This window comes from Paenibacillus sp. 32352 (assembly GCF_002042965.1).
In the GTDB taxonomy this organism is placed as follows: Bacteria; Bacillota; Bacilli; order Paenibacillales; family NBRC-103111; genus Paenibacillus_S; species Paenibacillus_S vulneris.
The window spans coordinates 147,070-164,370 of sequence record NZ_MZNT01000013.1; the positions used below are offsets into that span (position 1 = coordinate 147,070).

The window sequence follows — 17,301 nt, forward strand, 5'->3', positions numbered from 1 at the left end:
ATCCATTATTGTGTGTGTGTCAGGAATCCCACCTATAAGCTCGATGCTTCCGGCTTTCCATCCGCTTCTTCCATTCTATGAAATTGGAAGCCGTTCTCCACATAGGTATCGTAATAGAGCTTGCCGTTCCTGTAGTACATGAAGTCGTCCAGCCGGAAGCCGCCCATCATATTCAGCTTCTCGATGCCGCTCGCTTTCTTCTCATGAACGCAGCCCAGCTTGTAAGTACGGCTGCCGCGATCGACGGCAAACGCGTATTGAATAAATTCGCTCTGAAAGTCGCCGAACAAATATTTTTCTTCATACCGATGACGATGCGTGGATCGATAGACGTCCGCCCGCACAGCCGCCTCACTTTCCAAGGTCGCATACAGATCACGGAACAGCTCTTCCTTGGACAATACGGCACGGTTATCGTAGCTGGTCACCACGTTGGCTCTTTGCAGCAGCTCGTCTTCAAACGATTGATGGAACAGCGGATGAATGAATACATGGTGCCTCACCGATTCCATCAGCTTCCGAAGCAGCTGCTCCTCTCCTTGCATCAGCAGCTTCGAAACATTCCCGAGACACCGTTCCTCCCAATAAAAATGAGGTCCGCGGCGCTCCTCCAGCTCCTTGGTAACCTGGTTCACGACATACTCGTAATACTCGTTAATATTGCGCCCCAAATAGTCGCTCGTAAAGGAAATACTGCTGCGGCTTGCATCACGAAGCTGCTTCTCTATCTGTTGGAGCTGCTCAACATACTGCTTCATCCGAACATGGAGCTCTTCCAGCTTCTGGATGTATTGCTCCAGTAAACTTCGTTTCGCCTGGTAATAAAGCATATCCAGCTTCATTCCATAAATATCGTCCAGAACGGTTTTCACAACCTGCTTCAACGGAACCTGATTGGTGAGACGGCTCCACAGCGATACCCGCTCGCCCGAATGCGGATCTACCTGCTCCTCATACCGGAGCTCCAGGTCCATTGCGCACTGCTCCAGCAGCGCGTCCGTTTCCTTCAGCTGCCTCCTGAGCTCGGGCATGACCGTGTTCTCTTCCGCAGCCTCCGAAGTCCACGCATAGCCGCCAAGGACCCCGTACCGCGGGTTCTCAATAACGCGCTCCTGAAACCGCCGCTCCAATTGACGCCCATAGTCCCGTTGAAGAAGCGCCGCTTCGACCCGCCGGGCTACATTCGTGTCAAAAAAGACCCGGGCATTGCTGCCGAACAAGGCGGTCTCCGCTTCCCGGTAGGTCATCGATCTCCATTGTCCCGGGGAAATGGAATGATAGAGCAGCCCGTACATCCCCTCTACCGCCTTGGCCGGTTCTTCCATCAGAGTGCGGATCGTCTGGTCTGACTGCTGATCGTCCAGCTCCAACAGTTCAATCAGTTCTTTGCGATCGACCTGGCCCTGCTCCCGCTGCCGCTCCAAAACAACCCGGTACCAATGGTACAGAACGGTCAAAGCAATCGGCTGATTCGGCCGCTTCACCTTGGATAGACCCGCCGAAACGTAAAACCGGTTATCTCCATCCGGCGGCATCATATTTTGCCTGAACTGCTGATGGTTATAAATACCATGCTGCGGGTCCGTCTGCTCCGGCGCCATCCGGTTCTTCAGCAGATTGAGGCTGCAAACGATCTCGCAGCTCCCCCGCATTCCGCTGTCCGCGAACAGGCCCCTCTCGTCCTTCGTGCTCAGCAGGTATACCATATCAAACAGCGGGGCGGGACCGTGCTGAACCGGCATGCGGATGCCTTCCCCCGTCACCTGGAGCATCCCCTGGAAGCTGTAAGCTCTGTCCTGGTATCTGTCCACTTCCCGTAAAAAGCTGACCCCAAGCGAAGAGGAGAAAGCATAGGTCTCCCCGACCTGCTTCTCCTCCAATAACCCATAAAGGTCCGTCATCACGGAGCGGAACTGTTCCCCGAATATCGTCCTCGCCAGGACGGTCAGCTCCGGCAGCAGCACGTTGCAAGGGTCATCCAGCTGAGTAATGACAGCAATATTCAAACGCTGCAGGCTGGAATACATCCGGCCGAATTGGGCAATCCGGCTGTTCATCCGGCGAAGCAGCACATTCAGCTCCAGCAGCTTGGCTTCCTCGAGATAAAACTGCCTGTGCGTATTCGTGCGCACCGTCTTCTTGTCTTCTGACAGGGCAGGCAGCGTCCAGGAGTACAGATTATCATCCGTCTCCACCGGCTTCGTCCCTACATGCAGATAGACAACCCCGTCACTGTTGTTCCACTGGTTCCCGTTCAGCTTGCGGATCTGCTGAAGCGCCTCCTCCGTCTTGTCGCCAAGAAACAGGAAGACGAGAGGATGGTTGATGCTGCGCAGCTCATCGTCGTTGCTCCCCAGGCTGTCCATCTCCGCGTCATATTCATTTGCAAATGCTAGCAATGCGTCGCGCATAGTCCTCTGCTCCCTCCTTTCACAGCTCTGTACAAAGCGGGCGAAAGCTCATTATTTCAGGCTTCTCACCATATCGCTTACTTTACCGGATACCAGCTTATAGAACTGGTACATGTCTTCACCGTTTTCCCATTCCACGCGGTCATAGTCCAGGGCCGACTTGGCCTCCGCATAGGCTTCAGCCATTTGCTGAAGCGTTGCGAGCAACTCGCTGATATCCGCCGAAGCCGTCAGCTGCTGGCTCCGTTTGGCTGCTTTGCGCTGCAGCAGGCTCCGTTTCTTCTCATCCAGGCCGCGAATCTTGGAATAGATTTCGTATTCTACGAATTTGTTGCTTTGCATCAGGTTGACGAACGGCTCCCAAGGATCTTCCTCTGCGTCATGGTCATAGACGTACAAGGCGCCTTTTTTGCGAATGGTGAGCGTATAGGACGCATCGATAAACAGCTGCATTAATTTCTCCTCATCCTTATGAGCGTCGAGCAACTTTTCGAGCTCCTCGATTTTGAGGGTGATCGAATTCATTTTGCGCCATTCTTCCTTCACTCGCTTCAGCAGCTCCGGAGAACGGATCAAATTGTCCTTGGCCAGCTCCTCGTTCACGCTGCCGAAAATATCCTTGGTGCTCTCAACCGGAAGCCCCTGCTCCAGCATCCGTTTCAAATCGGCTACGCAGCGCTGCAGTTCTCCTAAGTTCGGCTTTTGCGAGTTAAGCTGAAGCTGGTACGACTCCAGGTGACGCTCTACATCAAATGGCTTCGTGAACACGCACTCGTACCGGTTGATCGTGCCGCTGTCCTCACCTTTTTCCCTGATGCAGCGGTAAGCCACCATCTGATCGAACAGGTCGCGCACTTCCGCGTTATATTTTTTTACCCGCTTGTTATCATACGTATCTCCCCAGGATTTCTCAGGGATTGGCGACGGCAGATAAGTCCAGTTCACCTTATCGGTCTGTACAAGGTGGCGTCCGATGCCTTCCGGCTCCAGAATCGTATTCTCGTAGCTGGTCTCATACACTTTAAGCGGCGTATACAGGAACAGCGGAATCCCGTTCTGGGTGTTCAGCCAGAAAATCCGGTTCTTTACTTCGCTCTCTTTGATCGTGAAGCGAGAGTTGGCGATGGCGTGATCCTGGAAATTCCGGATGCCCTTGAAAATATTCGGCGCTTTAACCGGTACCGAAACGAAGCCCCAAGAAGGGAAGTTGAAATGACCCGAGCTGTTGCTCAGATGGAAAACCGGCTTCGCCTCCTCGTACAAGCGGCTTGAGATTTTCTGCTCCACAAGCTTCTCGATGGAATCGTCGTTGCCGTATTTGATGATCAAATACTCTTCCATCGACTTGGTGATCAGATCCCCGAAATGGTCCGTCAAAAATTCCGAGATCGAGCTGACGACATCCACTTCCTGCTCCTTGATCCATTGATTGGACTTCACCAGCAGCTCGTTCGTAAAGTCGCGGATCAAGTCATTTACGTTCTTCTCGTCGGTCACCTGGTTGATCAGCTTGGCGATGTCCGGCACGCTGACCACGTTCCAGTAGTACGTCCGGTTTCCTTTATGGTCTACCTCTTCTTGTCCGTTCGTCAGGATATCGCCGTTTTTCTCGAAAATTTTATTCAGCTCGTTTAACAGCTCCGTGAATACCTGATAAATGCGGGAATTTTCCTGATTAATCAAATGGTACAGATCCTCGTAAAACTCCACCATTTGTTCCATGCGCTCGCGGTCGGCGTGCAGCAAATACTCCTGAATTTTAGCCTCGATAAACGCATCCTTCTTCTTGTCCTTGGAAATGAAGGCGCTGCGCGCTTCGGTCATCTTCTGCTCCGAGCTCTCTTCAGCGGATTCGATATCGCGCGGAATGCGATAGATGCTCTCCTTCAACGATTCGATATAGGAGGAGATCAGCTTGAGCAGACAGAAGCCTTTATCCTGCAAAATGATACGCGACACGTAAAACGGTCCCTGCTCCGGATTTCTGAAGATTTTGGTCACCTGCTCGGTGAACAGCTCCTTCTTCTCGCCCGGCAGCTGCTTACGGCATTTGATGTATTCCTCACGCGCCCGGGACAGGAAATTTTGCTCCAGCTCGGTATCGAGGTTGACCGTCTGCTGCTTGATCACATTATGGTAGCTGAGGCGCTCGCTGTTCTGGTAGCCAGGAATCGGCTCCGGCACCCTTTGGCCGAATTCCCGATGAATCGAATCCGGGTCGATGCCCAGCTTGTGAGCCAGCTTCTCCACGTCTTCCTGGGATGGGCCCGCTTCGAACATTTTTTCCATGCGCTGAAATACTTTGTAAGCCAAGTAAGTCGTCATTTCTTCAATCGGCAGCACCGCAGAGGATGCGCCCAAAATGTTGTACTGATAGTTAGCGGCATACGCCTTCGGCATCTGGTTGATGTTCGTGCGAATGTTGCTGATATAATCGTGGATCGCGAATTCTTCGCCGGAGCTTTTGTCCTCGCTCGCCATAAAGTTCGTAATATTTTCCGCCGTCACATTCATACAGTAATCGTACGCATTTTCCAGCAGCTTGCCCTCGAGATTGGTCGCGGAGATCAAATGCGCCAGATTGAACGGAGGCATAGGCGAATTGACGTTCAAAATGCTGGCGTACTGCTGCTTGAAGCGCTCATTGCGCTCATCCACGTTCATCCAGTAATCGAGCTCTTTCAAAGCCGCATAGCCGTTCTTCTTGATATATTCGCGGGAATGCTCAGTCAAGCTCTTGTTCGCCAGATTCACGTCCGGTGTGAACAGATAGCCGAGCAGGTTCACCTTATCGACTCCGGCAGAGCCGAAATCCCGCTCAATAATACCGCGTACGATATAGGCGATGTCCAGGAAGCATCCGCTACCCGTGCCTCCCGATAAACCTGTCAGCAGAAACACCATCAGCTTCTTGTTCGTGCCGACCGACAGTGTCTTGATCTTCCGTTCGATCGTTTGAACGACTTGAACGATTTTGGTAAACAACAGGAGGCGGCCGGCTTGTCTGACACCTGACGCTCCGTTGATCCCATCGGTGATGGTCAGCTCAGGAGAAAGCCATTCCTTTATGTAGTCCTCCAGTACGCTGCGGTTTTGCAGGACGCTGCCGATTTCGGCATTGGAGAGCAGCACGAATTCCGTCAGCGGATCAAGCCCGATTCCCTTATATTTCTTGTTGCGGTCATGCTCGTTAGTCTCCAGGGCAAGAAACTCGACGTTGTTCGGCTTCTCCTTCTTCTTCTTCGTAAAAGGGTCCTCCGGCAGCTTGAAGCGGCGGTTGATCTGGTATTTCAAACGGAGCAGCGCATCGATTCCCGTGCCGCCAAGACCGATGATCAGCATCGGATTGTCTATCGTATCTACGCGGATTTTATCGCTGATAATCCCTCCGCCAAGCGATACATCCAGCTGTTGTATATGCTCTCTGACTACTGCTTTCATGGTATGTCCTCCCGTATACGGAACTATTTTAAATACTCAAGAGTAATCGATTTATTGACATTTTGTAGCGTTATTTTGACTCGATCGTTATTTTTAAGCTCTTTTCCTTTGGATGCGTCGAATACCCGGCCGCCCTTTTCAATCGTACAGCCCGACTCGTTGTACAGCACGACGTTATCGCCGGCTCCAGGCTTCAATACGATTTCCCTGGTCTCCGCAAACTCAGGAGCCAGCTGCAGCAGCTGGTGGAGCTGGCATTTGCCCTTGAACGCATTCAGCTTCTTATACTGCGGATTCGTCCGCTCCCCGGTATCTTCATCCTTGATTTCAAGGACAATCTGCCCGACGAAGCCCTTGTTCGCTTTCTTCCAGGCGGAGAAGGCAAACCATGCGGCGGCTAACAGCACGAGCACTCCGGCAATCCAACCGCCGGTAACCGCCCAGTTCGTCTTGGAGGCTTCCGCAGCCGCACCGTTGTCCGTTGCAGCCTTGGCCCCCGACTTGGCCGATACCTTGGCAGGCTGGGATTCCCGCACGAAGTTGGCATTCTCTACCTTTACCTTCAGCTCGTAATCATGCGCATCCGCGATTTTCATGGAGCCCTCGATGCCTTTGTCCGACGTAGTCAGCGGAATCTCCTGCGTTTTTTGCGTATCAAGATCGGTCACGATCAGCGTCGACTTCGCATTTTTGTACAAATCGGTGTCCGTAATGTTCTGTCCGTTGGACTGCAAATACGCTTTGACAGGCACAGTTACACCAGGCCCATAAGATATAGACGACGAAAGTTCCATCGACACCTGCAAATCGTAGTTATAAATTAAATTGATATTGATTTTTTCTTTTGGAACGCCTTTGATTTGCAGCTTCCAATCTCCCTGGACCGGATTCAAAATTTTGATCAGCGAGTATGCATTAGAAGTGGAATAGACGATCTTATCGGAAGGCACCGCCTGCTCCTGACCCGAAGGGTTAAACAGCTTGACCTCCACAGGCTTGCTGGACATGATCGAAATATTCGCTTCCTGAACGCTGGAATTCGGGATTTTGACCGCTACGTCCTGGAACTGCCCGTTCGCCGTAAAGCCCGTCAGCGGAACGACCTTGAGCTTCAAATGGCTGGCATAGATCTCGCTCAGGATTTGCGGGAGATCGTCCGCCGTGCTCGTCACGAACAGCTTGCCGTTCGTCTCCTTGGAGATGCGCTCCAGCGCGTCCTTGTTCAATTGCCCGTCGGCATTAAGGCCGATCGTATAGATCGGAATGCCCTTGTCCTTGGCCTTCTTCACCGCGTCGTTCAGCACCTTATCGGACTGATCCTGCGACTTGCCCGTATTGAGGGAGTTGTTCCCGTCGGTCAGCAACACGATGAGCGGAACATGCCCCGGCTCGGAGCCCGATTCCAGCACTTTGACCGCTTCGCTGACGCCAACGGCAATATCCGTATAAGGTCCTCTCGTCAGCTGGTCGATGAACGACTTCAGATCTTGTTTATCCTGCATGCTGTTCATCTTTAGAAGCGCCTTTTCCCTAAGCACCTGATCGGTATAAGCGACCACCCCGATTTTGTCCCCTTGGACCGATGCCATGTCGACGAACATTTTCATCGCCTCATAGCTTACTTTATTGACGTCGCTCTCGTTCATCGAGGTGCTGACGTCTACCGATAGCACGGCGTCGATTTTCGTATCGCTGTTCGTATCGGCAGCCCATGCCGCTTGCGACAAGGTAAGAAGCAACAGCAGCGTCGCGGAAAGCAAGCGGATGATGGATTTGGTTTTATTCATGGTGTTGATTCCTCCAAAGCAAGATGGTTTACTTAACATAACGAAGCATTCTATGCTCCTGTTGCAGCCGTGCAAATCTCGCATTCTTCGCTACCCGATCGCCTTTGTTCGAGCCGCTTCGCTGTCAATAGACAATCAAAGGTGGAACGAAGTGGGAGTTATGCTGTATATTATGTCTACTAACATATTAACTTTTTGGTATGTAAAATTCCACTAAGAGAATCTGATATCAGGAGAAAACCATGCCGACATTTATTGGAATTGCGTTTGCCGCCGTTTTTATTGCCGTCCGTTGGGTCTACTTTCATACATCCAAGCAGCGGGAAGTATCGTCAAATGCTGTCGACGCCGGGTTTATTCAAGCCTTGAACAACAACGGTGAGCGACATGAGTAGCAAAATTCCCGTACAATTCCGCAAATCCGTCGTAACCCGCCATGCATTTGAACGTTTGAAACATTGCAAAGGTTGCGGTTCTTATTCCGTGCTTTGGCATGACCGTTGCTTGAAATGCGGTGCGGAAGGAAAATTTCAATCGCTGCAGGAGCTCGTGGGTACGGTGCGCCGCCGGGGAGCCTGGAGAGACTCCATGATCGTCTTCTCCATCTGCCTGGCCGCTTTTTTCCTGGCCGAGAGCGGCCCTCAGATGATTCTTTCTATCGTCGGAGGCTTTGTTCTGGCCGCAGGCTATTTGCTGCTGAACCGCAAGTATGCCCCGTCTATCGAGAAACGGCTGCTTCACCAGCTGTTGGCGGAGGAGCACCGCTCTATCCGAGACGGGCTGCTGCTTGATGTAGAGGACGCGGGACAGGATCTGAAGGCGGGAGAATATAAGCTCGCCTATGAAAAGCTGAGGGAAATCGGCTATTTGATCCAGGGCAATCAGGTGAAGGTGCTCAAGCTGATGTGCCTGAACCATTTTATTTTGCGAAGAGATATGGAGCTGGAGCTGTCGGAGCTGATTCCCGACGATTTTGACAAGGAGTTTGTTCGTTACCTGCACGAGGTCAGCAAGGTGAACCCGCAGCTGATCAAGAGCGACACTCTCAGCTACGTGTGGAAATATCGCGTCCTGATCGAGGCGCTGCCTGAAGGCAGGGAGACGCTGGCGCTGGCCGCCAGCGCCGCTCTCCGCGTGAAGGCTTATGTGCTGCAGTATCAGGAGCTGGTCACTGCCTTTATTGACGAGCTGCCGCGTGACCGGCTTCTCCGGCTTTCGCGCCTGCTTCAGGACAGCCAGAACGAAGCGCCGGAGCTGTATGCCAGAACAAGGGACATCGTCCAGCAGAAATACGGCTCGGATCCCGAGTTTCAAGCCCAAGGTTTAGGAGGGTAGCAGGCGATGTCGAATTCGATGTATCACCGTTCCAGCCGGTACCTGTACGCCTCCTCTCTTCTGCTCGTGCTTATGGTCTGCCTGGCCGGCTTCAAGAGCTATGCCAGCTGGGTGAAGGTGGACCTGTATGCCCAAGCGGAGAAGGAGCAAGCCGCAGGCCATGATCTTGAAGCGGAGGCGCTGTACCAGAAGGCCCGTTCCAACACGATGATCAATTATAAAAACCGGGAGATCGATGCGGCGCTGGAAGCGCTGCGCCCGGCAACCGAGCTCAAACGGGGACTGATGTCGATCGTATCGGACATCCAATCGGCCGTTCCGCTCAACGATGTGCCGACGCTGGTCAAGGCATACGATTCCTATCAGAGCATTAAAGCGGATTATTCGTCCCGGGACGAAACGGCGCAACAACGGTTTGCCGATGCCGAAGCCGCTTACCAAGTGGAGAAGCAGTTAACGGAGGCTTTCGCCGGCGTAAAGGAAGGCTTGTTAAAAAGCCTGCAAACCGCTGTTTCCAAAAAGGCTTTCGATAACGAAAATGCAATTGCTTACTTGGCGCAAATCCCGGCCGTCTATTTCAAGGATGAAAAAACGAAAAAACAGGAGCTTGCATCACGGCTGAAAGCCTATGATCAGGCCCGCATGGAGTCGGTTTTTCAGAAAAAATCGTTCGGCGAAGCCGTGGATGAAGCGGTGCGAATCCGCAAATTTTACACATCCAATAGCATTCAAGCGGAATGGCTCGGGCCATTGATAGAGACGAATATACAAAATGCGCTTGCGGCGATGCTGAAGAAAACCGACTTGAAAGCCTTTATCGATAATTCGCAAAAGGTGCTTAGCGTCAAAGAGCTGGCTGATTCCCGAACCAAGCTCAGCACCTATGTCCAAAATGCCATGAGGGGTCAATTCACCCGGGCTGAGCAGCTCGTATCCGCCAAAAAATTCGCCGAAGCGATTGAGCTTTATACGGTGCTGAACAGCTATAAGGACACCAGCAAAGAGATTCGCGATGCGGAGCTTCACTGGCTCCAGGCCGATCCTTCGCAGCTGCTTCGCAAAGCGCTGGATGCCAACGTCAAGCTCACGAATATCGCGAGCGCCAAAGGCCTATGGGGCTCGCAGCTCGCTGCGGCAGCCGTTGCGGACAATCAATCCGTCGTCCTGGTGCGGCTGATGCCGGATCAAAGCATCAATCAAGCGGCGGCTTCCATTGACGGGAAGCAGAATATCAAATCGATCACGTTGACAGATCAATTTACGATGCGCGGGCTTCCCGTTCTTCTGATCGAGGCGGAGAGCAAGCAGCGCAAAGCCAGATATATAGTCTATGAAGCCCAGTCGGCGGACCTGCGCAAGCTGCTGGACATTGAAGCCGACGGGCTCGTTCAGGAACGGCCCGGCATACTGGCAGTGGATCATGCAGCCGGAGAGCCTGCCGGACAAAAGACGTACTACGAGTACAAGGACGGCCAGTACGCCGTATCCAAAATGAAAACGGAAGCGGCGGATATTGCGCTGAGCGAGCTTCCGAAGCAAAAGATCGGCTCTCTTGTTCGCTTTCCTTGCACGATAGTGTCTGTGGACGGGGACACCGCCGTCGTTCAGCTGAATAACGATTATGTGCTCTTGAACGGCAGCATGAAATTCAAGCCGGGGCCGGTTACAGTCACAGGTACTTATGTCGATAAAAGCCGTGTAAGTGTCGGCTCCTCCCAGACCGCAACCGCCTATAAAATTGCGGTGACCGCCCTCACCTCAAGCGAGCCGGCGGCAACCGAAGCGGCCAATCGGCGCCTTCTTCCATAGGGAAAGGTCATTTACAAACCTTGCGGAACCCATTATAATGAAACTCTTTATCCATAAATTGGAACCGGGGGTGCAAATGACCTTGACTTATGTCCCTATTCAACAAACATTCGGGCTTGATTCCGTATGGGAGCCGCTCTATCAGCTGACGGTTCACCCGGAGCCTTTCGAAAGAGAGCTGTTTCAATGCCCGGCAGTAAGAAGATTAAAGCATCTGCATCATTATGGCGCAGGTGCTTTATTCAGTCCTGTCACCCATTCCCGCTTCGAGCATACGGTCGGTGTCTGGGCGCTCCTGCGTCATTTTTTCCCCGGCCAGCGAGAATGGCATGCCGCAGCTATCCTGCATGACATCGGACATCTTCCTTTTTCCCACACGATAGAGCAGGCACTTGGGATAAGCCATCATCAAATGACGGAGGAGGCCATAGCGGAGCCGCCGGTTTCCGAGATTTTAACCCGCCACGGCTTATCGCCGCAGCGGATCATCGAGCTGCTGAACTCCGACTCCCCATTGACGCATCGGTCCGATTGGCTGGGTATTGACCATCTCGACAGCTTTTTGCGGGATACCTATATGGCTGGCCGGTATAAGCTCCCTCCATCGGAAATCGTACACCGCATCCGCTTTCACGGCATTTATATGGATACCGATGAAGAAACGGCCCTCCACCTGCTGAACGCTGTAATCAACGATAACCTCATGTTTTTGCATCCGCCGTTTTTGGCGATGGATGATTTGCTGTCCCGTGCTGTTCATTTGTTCTGCTATGAACAGCCAGGCATGCAGCTGGCTATTGCGCGAATGACTGACGCTGAGCTGCTGTCACTGCTGCAATCCGCCGCAGATGCTTGTCCGGAATTGAACGGCACACTGCACGTTCTGCTCAGGGAGCCTCACAAAATAGAAAGCTGCGGCGAGACGGATCCGGGGGCAAGGAAAGTCGGTATCCGCAAGCTATACCTCAAGCAGCCGTTAGTCGGCGGCCTTCCGTTAAGCAGCATAAACCCTGCGGCCCAAGAAGCCTTGGGGAAGCTGGAATCGCTGCCCAGAGCCTGTTACTATCGGCTTCGTCCCTGATAGCAGAGCCTGCAGGTTCGTTTCAGAGAGACCGCTCTCTGATAAAGCTCATTCATCAGGAGCAGCATACAATGCTCAGCGCATATGCGGTATGAAGCAGGAGATCCGATTCGCTTGGTGTACATAGCCGGGCGCCCCCATAAAAAAAGACTTCTCCACCGGTAGACGATGACCGGGAAGAAGCCGCGCCGATTCATAAAGGTTATAGGGAAGTCTGTCTGGATCTTCGATAGTCCGAAGGATACATGCCGACCATTTCCGTAAAAAGCTTGGTGAAATGCCTTGTGCTGTAATACCCGACGCTTTCGGCAACCTGCTGTACCTGCAGGCCGCTATCCGCGAGCAGCTCCTTGGCCTTGAGTATCCGCAGCCGGGTGACATATTTCATAAAGGTCGATCCGGTTTTTTTATGAAACAGCGTGCTTAGATAGTTAGGCGTCACGTTCAAATCGGCCGCGATTTGACTGATCCCGATATCCTTCATGTAGCTGCTCTCGATGTAGGCAATGACGCGCTCTACCCAATCGATCGGCTGCTCCATGCTTTGCGGTCCCAGCAGCTGACGGTCGCCTAGCGCCTGAAGGTACCGGAACCCCTCCTCAACCGTGCGAACAGGCGCTGCTTCACTGTCCCGAGGAAAGACACAGCCCATGTAGGTCAATAGGGCCTGCTCAACATGATGGTCCCGGGACAGGCCCGTACGGCCCCATAGCTGCCCCAATTCACCGATCGTTTGCTGAAACTGGACATACAGCTTGTTTTTGAACTGCTGGCTTGCCATGATCATCAGCCTGCCGAGCTTAAGCTTCCCTTCCTGCTCCGCATGCGGCTCGAGCTCCTCCGTCATCCATGTGCGGTTCAGTCCGAGAACAGGGCGCAGCTCCGCCCATCGCTGCAGCCGCCCCATCTGGTCGACAAGCTCCTGAAAGCTTCGGCATTCCGAGGTTTGCATCAGCGTAACGGATGCCGCATTCCCGCTCAAGGTATTCAGCGTCCGTTCCAGCGCTTCCTGATGGCTCACTACCCGCTGTCTTGCTTCAATTCCCTTATCTGGCTCCCATGCGCTTACCGACGCCATTTCGCCGCCAGGCAGCGCAAAGATACCGATATTCATGCCGCAGCCAAGAGAAGTGTTCATAAGGCTTCGTGCAGCGCGGCAAAGCTCATGCTGCAGGGCAATCTGTTGATTCGCCGGCAAGGAGGAATCCAGGCAGACGAAGGTTCCATGGAAGCTGCCGCGATGGAATAAGCTATCCTCCGGCTCCGCCGTAATCGAGGTAAGACCATGAAATAGATTGAACAGCGTATTCTCGAACTGCTGATTCAACAACGCAATATACTGCTGATTGCTCGCATAAACCCGATGAAGCGTTCTTTGCAGCTCCTCCGGATCGACCGGCTTGAGCAAATATTCCGATGCTCCCAGCTTCAGCGCCTGCTGGGCAAAGGAAAATTCCGAGTACCCGCTTACTATGATCCACTGGGTCAACGGGGACAACAGCCTCCCCTGCTGGATCGCTTCGAGGCCGCTCAGTCTCGGCATCTTGATATCCACAATAGCGATATCCGGCAGGCAGCGCCCAACCAGGTCCAGCAGCTCCTCCCCATTCGCGGCCTCGCCGAGCACGTTCCATGAGCCTTCCATCTCTTCGAGCATGCTGGTCAGGCTGGACCGAACCAGGGCCTCATCGTCGGCGATTACGATATTCATCCTCTGTCCCCGCCTTTCAATGGAATCTGAAATCTAACTTGCGTTCCATCTCCAACCGCGCTGTTCAACTGAAATACCGCCTGTTCAAAGGAGAGTCTCAAGCGTTCCTTTACATTCGATAACCCGACGCTTTCCGGCCCGCTTGAAGGGTCGAACCCCACCCCGTCATCCTGAATGATGATTTCGAGCCATTCCTGCTCGTTATCCTCGCCGATGAATCGCGTATGCGCGGTAACGGCAAGAGAGCAAGGCCGATCCAGGGGCTCGATGCCGTGAATCACGGCATTCTCCACAATAGGCTGCAAGAGCAGCTTGGGAATGCGGAAGGAACCGAGCTCCTCCTGCATTTCAATTCGAAAATGTAGTCTGTCCTGAAACCTCATCCGCTGCAGCTCGCCATATTTACGGAGAAACTCCAGCTCCTCCTCCAGCTTCACCCAATCGTTGCGTTCCAGAATATATCTAAGCATACTGCTTAAGGACAGGATCGCTTTTTCCAGCAGCTGACGCTCCCCCTTCCGGTTCAGACCGATGAAGCCGCTGAGCGTATTGTATAGAAAATGGGGCTGAATCTGTGACTGCAGCGCCCGGTATTCCACTTCTCTTCTGCCTAGAGCCGCATGATATTCACGGTCGATCAGCTCCTTCAGCTGGGCAATCATCGTGTTGAGACTCATCCCGAGCTGGGCGATCTCGTCCTTGCCTCTAACCGCAAGCCTTGTCTGCAAGTCGCCTCTCTGGACCCTTTTCATAACGACGACCATTTTTTTGAACGGGGTCACAATCCAGTGCGATACGGTAAAATACAGCAGCAGCGTAATGACCAGGCCGCCTAGCGCCAGCATCAATCCAACCCAGTAAATCCAGCTGAGCTGCGCTTTGACAACGGAATCCGGGAACAGCACGGCGATGCTCCAATTGGAGCTTGCGACCGTTTTGCTGACGACCTTATAGCTGTCATCGTCCCCCTTGATTTCATGCTGACCCTGGGCCAGCTGTCTAAGCATTGCTTGGGAAACATAGTAGTTGGCGTACAGCAGCTTCCGGTTGTTATCAAGGATCACTACGATCGCCTTATTGCTGAACGGCACATCTTTAATGATGCTTTCAAGCACGACCGTGTCGGCATCGGCCATCATAACGGCTAACGGCTTGCCGGAATCGGGGTCTTTAATAAGCCGGGCCACCGAGAACACTTGCTTCACATCGGACGTATTCAGATAATCCTGCAGATGGACGCTGATAAAAGCAACGGCCCCGTCCTTACGCACCGCTTCCTGGTACCAATCCTGCTCCTGGAACGGATAGCCGGGAACCGGTTCATTCATGCCGAAGGCGGAGGACACATACACCGAGCCGTCATACGGAATCAGCGTAGTCGCCAAAATATCTTTACGCGCATTGCGCAAAAACTTCGGAAGCATCAGGTTCAAGGATTTTTCCGCTTCCATCTTGGCATAATCGCTTGCCATGGCATACTGGTGGCTTGCCTTGAGCTTCAAGGCGACCATTACGTCATTGTTCAGATAAGGCGTAATCGTCATGCGCTCCAGATCATCAACATACGTCATAATATTGTTCGTGAGCGCCGTTAAAGTCCCTTCGGTCAGTGTAGCCGTCTGCTCTCCGATCAGCTTCTCGTAGTAAGCGGGCACGCTGATCACAATCAGCGCCAAAGGGATTACAAGCGTTAACAGAAACAGCAAGGATAGCTTGGAACGGATCGAATACGCCAAATTCACGAGCGGCCACATCCCGACCATGGTATATTGTTTAGTTCCATTTTATACCACCACGATACCGGGAGGGAAGAGAGCGCTTTCGTCATTTCGTCATGTCTAGAGATGGCGTTGAAGCCATTCATCCCTTGACCGCACCGGAGGACAGACCGTGTATAAAATATTTTTGCAGGAACAAATAGAGCACGGTAATCGGTACCGCCGCCATGAACGAGCCTGCCGCTACCCAGCCGATGTTATTGTTATACTGTCCGAAAAAGCTCGACAGCGCCACCGTAATCGTTCGGGTCACCGGCTGCTGCAGGAAAAAGACGGAGAATTGGTAGTCGCTCCAAATCGTAACCCCGGTCAAGATCAGGACGGTGGCCGTCACCGGCTTCAGGAGGGGCAGCAGCACCCGGTAAAAGAGCCCGAGTCTCCCCGCGCCATCAATCATGGCGGCTTCATCCAGCTCCTTGGGAATGGTGCCGATAAACCCGGTGTACAAAAAAATCGTGATCGGAAGACTGAACGTAATGTGCAGCATAATGATGCCCCAAAACCGGTTCATTCCCCCGATATCGACCATCAGCTTATAGAGCGGAACGAGAATCGTCAGCGGAGGCACGATCAGCGCTGATATAAAGACGGCGTACATGAATTTGTTCCAGCCTGTCTGGTATCGTGCCAACGGATAGGAAGCGATGGAGCCCAGTATGACAATGCCTGCCAACGCAAAAGCCGTTACCGTCACATTGTTCATAAATGCCCGGGCCAGGTTGGCTTCATGCCAGGCATTCAAAAAATTATCGAGATACAAATAGCCCGGCATGATCCATTTGGAGCTGGGGTCGTCGATGGCCTTAAACGAGGTTGTGATCAAAATATAAAAAGGGAGAATGTGAATCAGACAGAGGACTCCCGAAACGATTTCCGCCCCCCAACGTACCGATGCTCTGCTCACGCGCTCACCTCTCTCTTTCGCAAATAGTACAGCACCGTGATGCTCACGATGGAAATCATCACAAACATCAGATTGCCGATTGCAGCAGCATACCCCGCATCCTCCCGGCCAAAATACAGCTGGTACATCAAGGTCGACAGTGAAGCGGAGGCGTAGCCGGGGCCGCTGTTCGTCATGGCGGTAACCACGTCAAACAGCTTCAGTCCCCCGATGACGTTCAGCACGACGCTGACCGTAAAAGAAGGGGCCAACAGAGGCCAGGTTACATGTGCAAATTTGGCGAAGGAGCCTGCCCCGTCGATTGTAGCGGCTTCATAGTAATCCTTGGGGATAATCTGCAGTCCGGCCAAAAAAATAATCATCGCAATTCCCAAGTACTGGTAAGTATTGACGAACGTAATGATCCATACATTGATTTTGGGACTGCCCAGCAAATTGACGGGCTTATCTTGAAACAGCAATAAAATATCGTTGATCGCGCCGCCGTTATATTGAAAGAAAAAGTACCAGATGTAGCCCATAATGAGCGGGCTGATGATGGCGGGCAAATAAATGATGGTGCGGGTCAGCCCTCTTATGCGGATATTCCGGTTCAGGAAGAGCGCATAAGCCAGACCGATGATGTTCTGAAACAAGGCGCTCCCCAGGCCGTAGATGAGGGTGTTCTTAATGACGTTGCTCATATCGGGGTCGGTCAGCATCCGCTTGTAGTTGCTCAGGCCGATCCACTTATATTCCTGGGAGTACCCGTTCCAATTGGTCATGGAGATCGAGATGCCTTTCAGAAACGGGTAAAAAATGAACAAACAAAACAAGAGCAGCGCCGGAACGTACAGCAGGTTCAGCCATGCCGGCGAATGAAACCATTGCCGCCGGCGTTCGCGCCGGGGATGCGGCTTCGTGTGATGGCTTGTCTCTATAGGCGCAGGGGCCATATCGGCTTCCACCCTTCCGTGATAGCATCGGAGAGGCTTGATGCCCCTCCGGGATTGATGAGAACAAAGTATTTCAAAAGGATAGCAGGGAATCCGGTAAGGTATCCCC

At 52.7% G+C, this 17,301-nt stretch carries 11 protein-coding genes; 4 read left to right on the forward strand and 7 right to left on the reverse strand.

Annotated features, from left to right (window positions below; translation table 11 throughout):
• Nucleotides 1-32 precede the first annotated feature (32 nt).
• Genes B1728_RS26775 through B1728_RS26785 form a run of 3 tightly spaced genes read right to left on the reverse strand, consistent with a single transcriptional unit; the run spans nucleotide 33 to nucleotide 7,639 of the window.
• Nucleotides 33-2,411, reverse strand: a complete 2,379-nt coding sequence (locus B1728_RS26775) for a hypothetical protein (RefSeq protein ID WP_079913486.1) — start codon at nucleotides 2,409-2,411, stop codon at nucleotides 33-35.
• A gap of 51 nt (nucleotides 2,412-2,462) precedes the next feature.
• Entirely contained in the window at nucleotides 2,463-5,852 is a 3,390-nt protein-coding gene (locus B1728_RS26780; protein ID WP_079913487.1) for a tubulin-like doman-containing protein, read from the reverse strand.
• Nucleotides 5,853-5,875: 23 nt separating this feature from the next.
• Nucleotides 5,876-7,639, reverse strand: a complete 1,764-nt coding sequence (locus B1728_RS26785; protein ID WP_079913488.1) for a vWA domain-containing protein — start codon at nucleotides 7,637-7,639, stop codon at nucleotides 5,876-5,878.
• A 242-nt stretch (nucleotides 7,640-7,881) separates the two neighbouring features.
• On the opposite strand from B1728_RS26785, the gene B1728_RS36435 reads away from it, so the two are divergent.
• From B1728_RS36435 to B1728_RS26800, 4 genes are all read left to right on the forward strand, one after another.
• Entirely contained in the window at nucleotides 7,882-8,034 is a 153-nt protein-coding gene (locus B1728_RS36435) for a hypothetical protein (RefSeq protein WP_179136222.1), read from the forward strand.
• Nucleotides 8,027-8,974, forward strand: a complete 948-nt coding sequence (locus tag B1728_RS26790; protein WP_079913489.1) for a hypothetical protein — start codon at nucleotides 8,027-8,029, stop codon at nucleotides 8,972-8,974. The genes B1728_RS36435 and B1728_RS26790 overlap by 8 nt, the downstream gene beginning before the upstream one ends.
• A gap of 6 nt (nucleotides 8,975-8,980) precedes the next feature.
• Nucleotides 8,981-10,783 carry a hypothetical protein gene (locus B1728_RS26795; protein WP_079913490.1) on the forward strand — a complete coding sequence of 601 codons (1,803 nt, stop codon included), beginning with the start codon at nucleotides 8,981-8,983 and terminating at the stop codon, nucleotides 10,781-10,783.
• 76 nt (nucleotides 10,784-10,859) lie between these two features.
• Nucleotides 10,860-11,864 carry an HD domain-containing protein gene (locus B1728_RS26800; protein WP_179136223.1) on the forward strand — a complete coding sequence of 335 codons (1,005 nt, stop codon included), beginning with the start codon at nucleotides 10,860-10,862 and terminating at the stop codon, nucleotides 11,862-11,864.
• Nucleotides 11,865-12,066: 202 nt separating this feature from the next.
• Here B1728_RS26800 and B1728_RS26805 read toward each other — a convergent pair whose 3' ends face one another.
• The 4 genes from B1728_RS26805 to B1728_RS26820 all read right to left on the reverse strand — a co-directional run bounded on the left by B1728_RS26805 (nucleotide 12,067) and on the right by B1728_RS26820 (nucleotide 17,192).
• Nucleotides 12,067-13,575, reverse strand: coding sequence for a helix-turn-helix domain-containing protein (locus B1728_RS26805; RefSeq protein WP_079913492.1), 1,509 nt, complete (start codon nucleotides 13,573-13,575; stop codon nucleotides 12,067-12,069).
• The gene (locus B1728_RS26810; protein WP_179136224.1) at nucleotides 13,572-15,317 is read right to left on the reverse strand and encodes a cache domain-containing sensor histidine kinase; all 1,746 of its coding nucleotides are present in this window, start codon (nucleotides 15,315-15,317) and stop codon (nucleotides 13,572-13,574) included. The genes B1728_RS26805 and B1728_RS26810 overlap by 4 nt, the downstream gene beginning before the upstream one ends.
• A gap of 118 nt (nucleotides 15,318-15,435) precedes the next feature.
• Nucleotides 15,436-16,257 carry a carbohydrate ABC transporter permease gene (locus B1728_RS26815; protein ID WP_179136225.1) on the reverse strand — a complete coding sequence of 274 codons (822 nt, stop codon included), beginning with the start codon at nucleotides 16,255-16,257 and terminating at the stop codon, nucleotides 15,436-15,438.
• Nucleotides 16,254-17,192 (reverse strand): carbohydrate ABC transporter permease, encoded by a 939-nt coding sequence (locus B1728_RS26820; RefSeq protein WP_079913494.1) that lies wholly within the window; start codon nucleotides 17,190-17,192, stop codon nucleotides 16,254-16,256. The genes B1728_RS26815 and B1728_RS26820 overlap by 4 nt, the downstream gene beginning before the upstream one ends.
• Nucleotides 17,193-17,301: the final 109 nt, after the last annotated feature.

What these genes read in the sequence shown, in the direction of transcription:
- B1728_RS26775 (WP_079913486.1), bottom strand. Translation starts at nt 2,411, where the DNA reads ATGCGCGACGCATTGCTAGCATTTGCAAATGAATATGACGCGGAGATG.
- B1728_RS26780 (WP_079913487.1), bottom strand. Translation starts at nt 5,852, where the DNA reads ATGAAAGCAGTAGTCAGAGAGCATATACAACAGCTGGATGTATCGCTT.
- B1728_RS26795 (WP_079913490.1), top strand. Translation starts at nt 8,981, where the DNA reads ATGTCGAATTCGATGTATCACCGTTCCAGCCGGTACCTGTACGCCTCC.
- B1728_RS36435 (WP_179136222.1), top strand. Translation starts at nt 7,882, where the DNA reads ATGCCGACATTTATTGGAATTGCGTTTGCCGCCGTTTTTATTGCCGTC.
- B1728_RS26790 (WP_079913489.1), top strand. Translation starts at nt 8,027, where the DNA reads ATGAGTAGCAAAATTCCCGTACAATTCCGCAAATCCGTCGTAACCCGC.
- B1728_RS26800 (WP_179136223.1), top strand. Translation starts at nt 10,860, where the DNA reads ATGACCTTGACTTATGTCCCTATTCAACAAACATTCGGGCTTGATTCC.
- B1728_RS26785 (WP_079913488.1), bottom strand. Translation starts at nt 7,639, where the DNA reads ATGAATAAAACCAAATCCATCATCCGCTTGCTTTCCGCGACGCTGCTG.
- B1728_RS26820 (WP_079913494.1), bottom strand. Translation starts at nt 17,192, where the DNA reads ATGGCCCCTGCGCCTATAGAGACAAGCCATCACACGAAGCCGCATCCC.
- B1728_RS26805 (WP_079913492.1), bottom strand. Translation starts at nt 13,575, where the DNA reads ATGAATATCGTAATCGCCGACGATGAGGCCCTGGTTCGGTCCAGCCTG.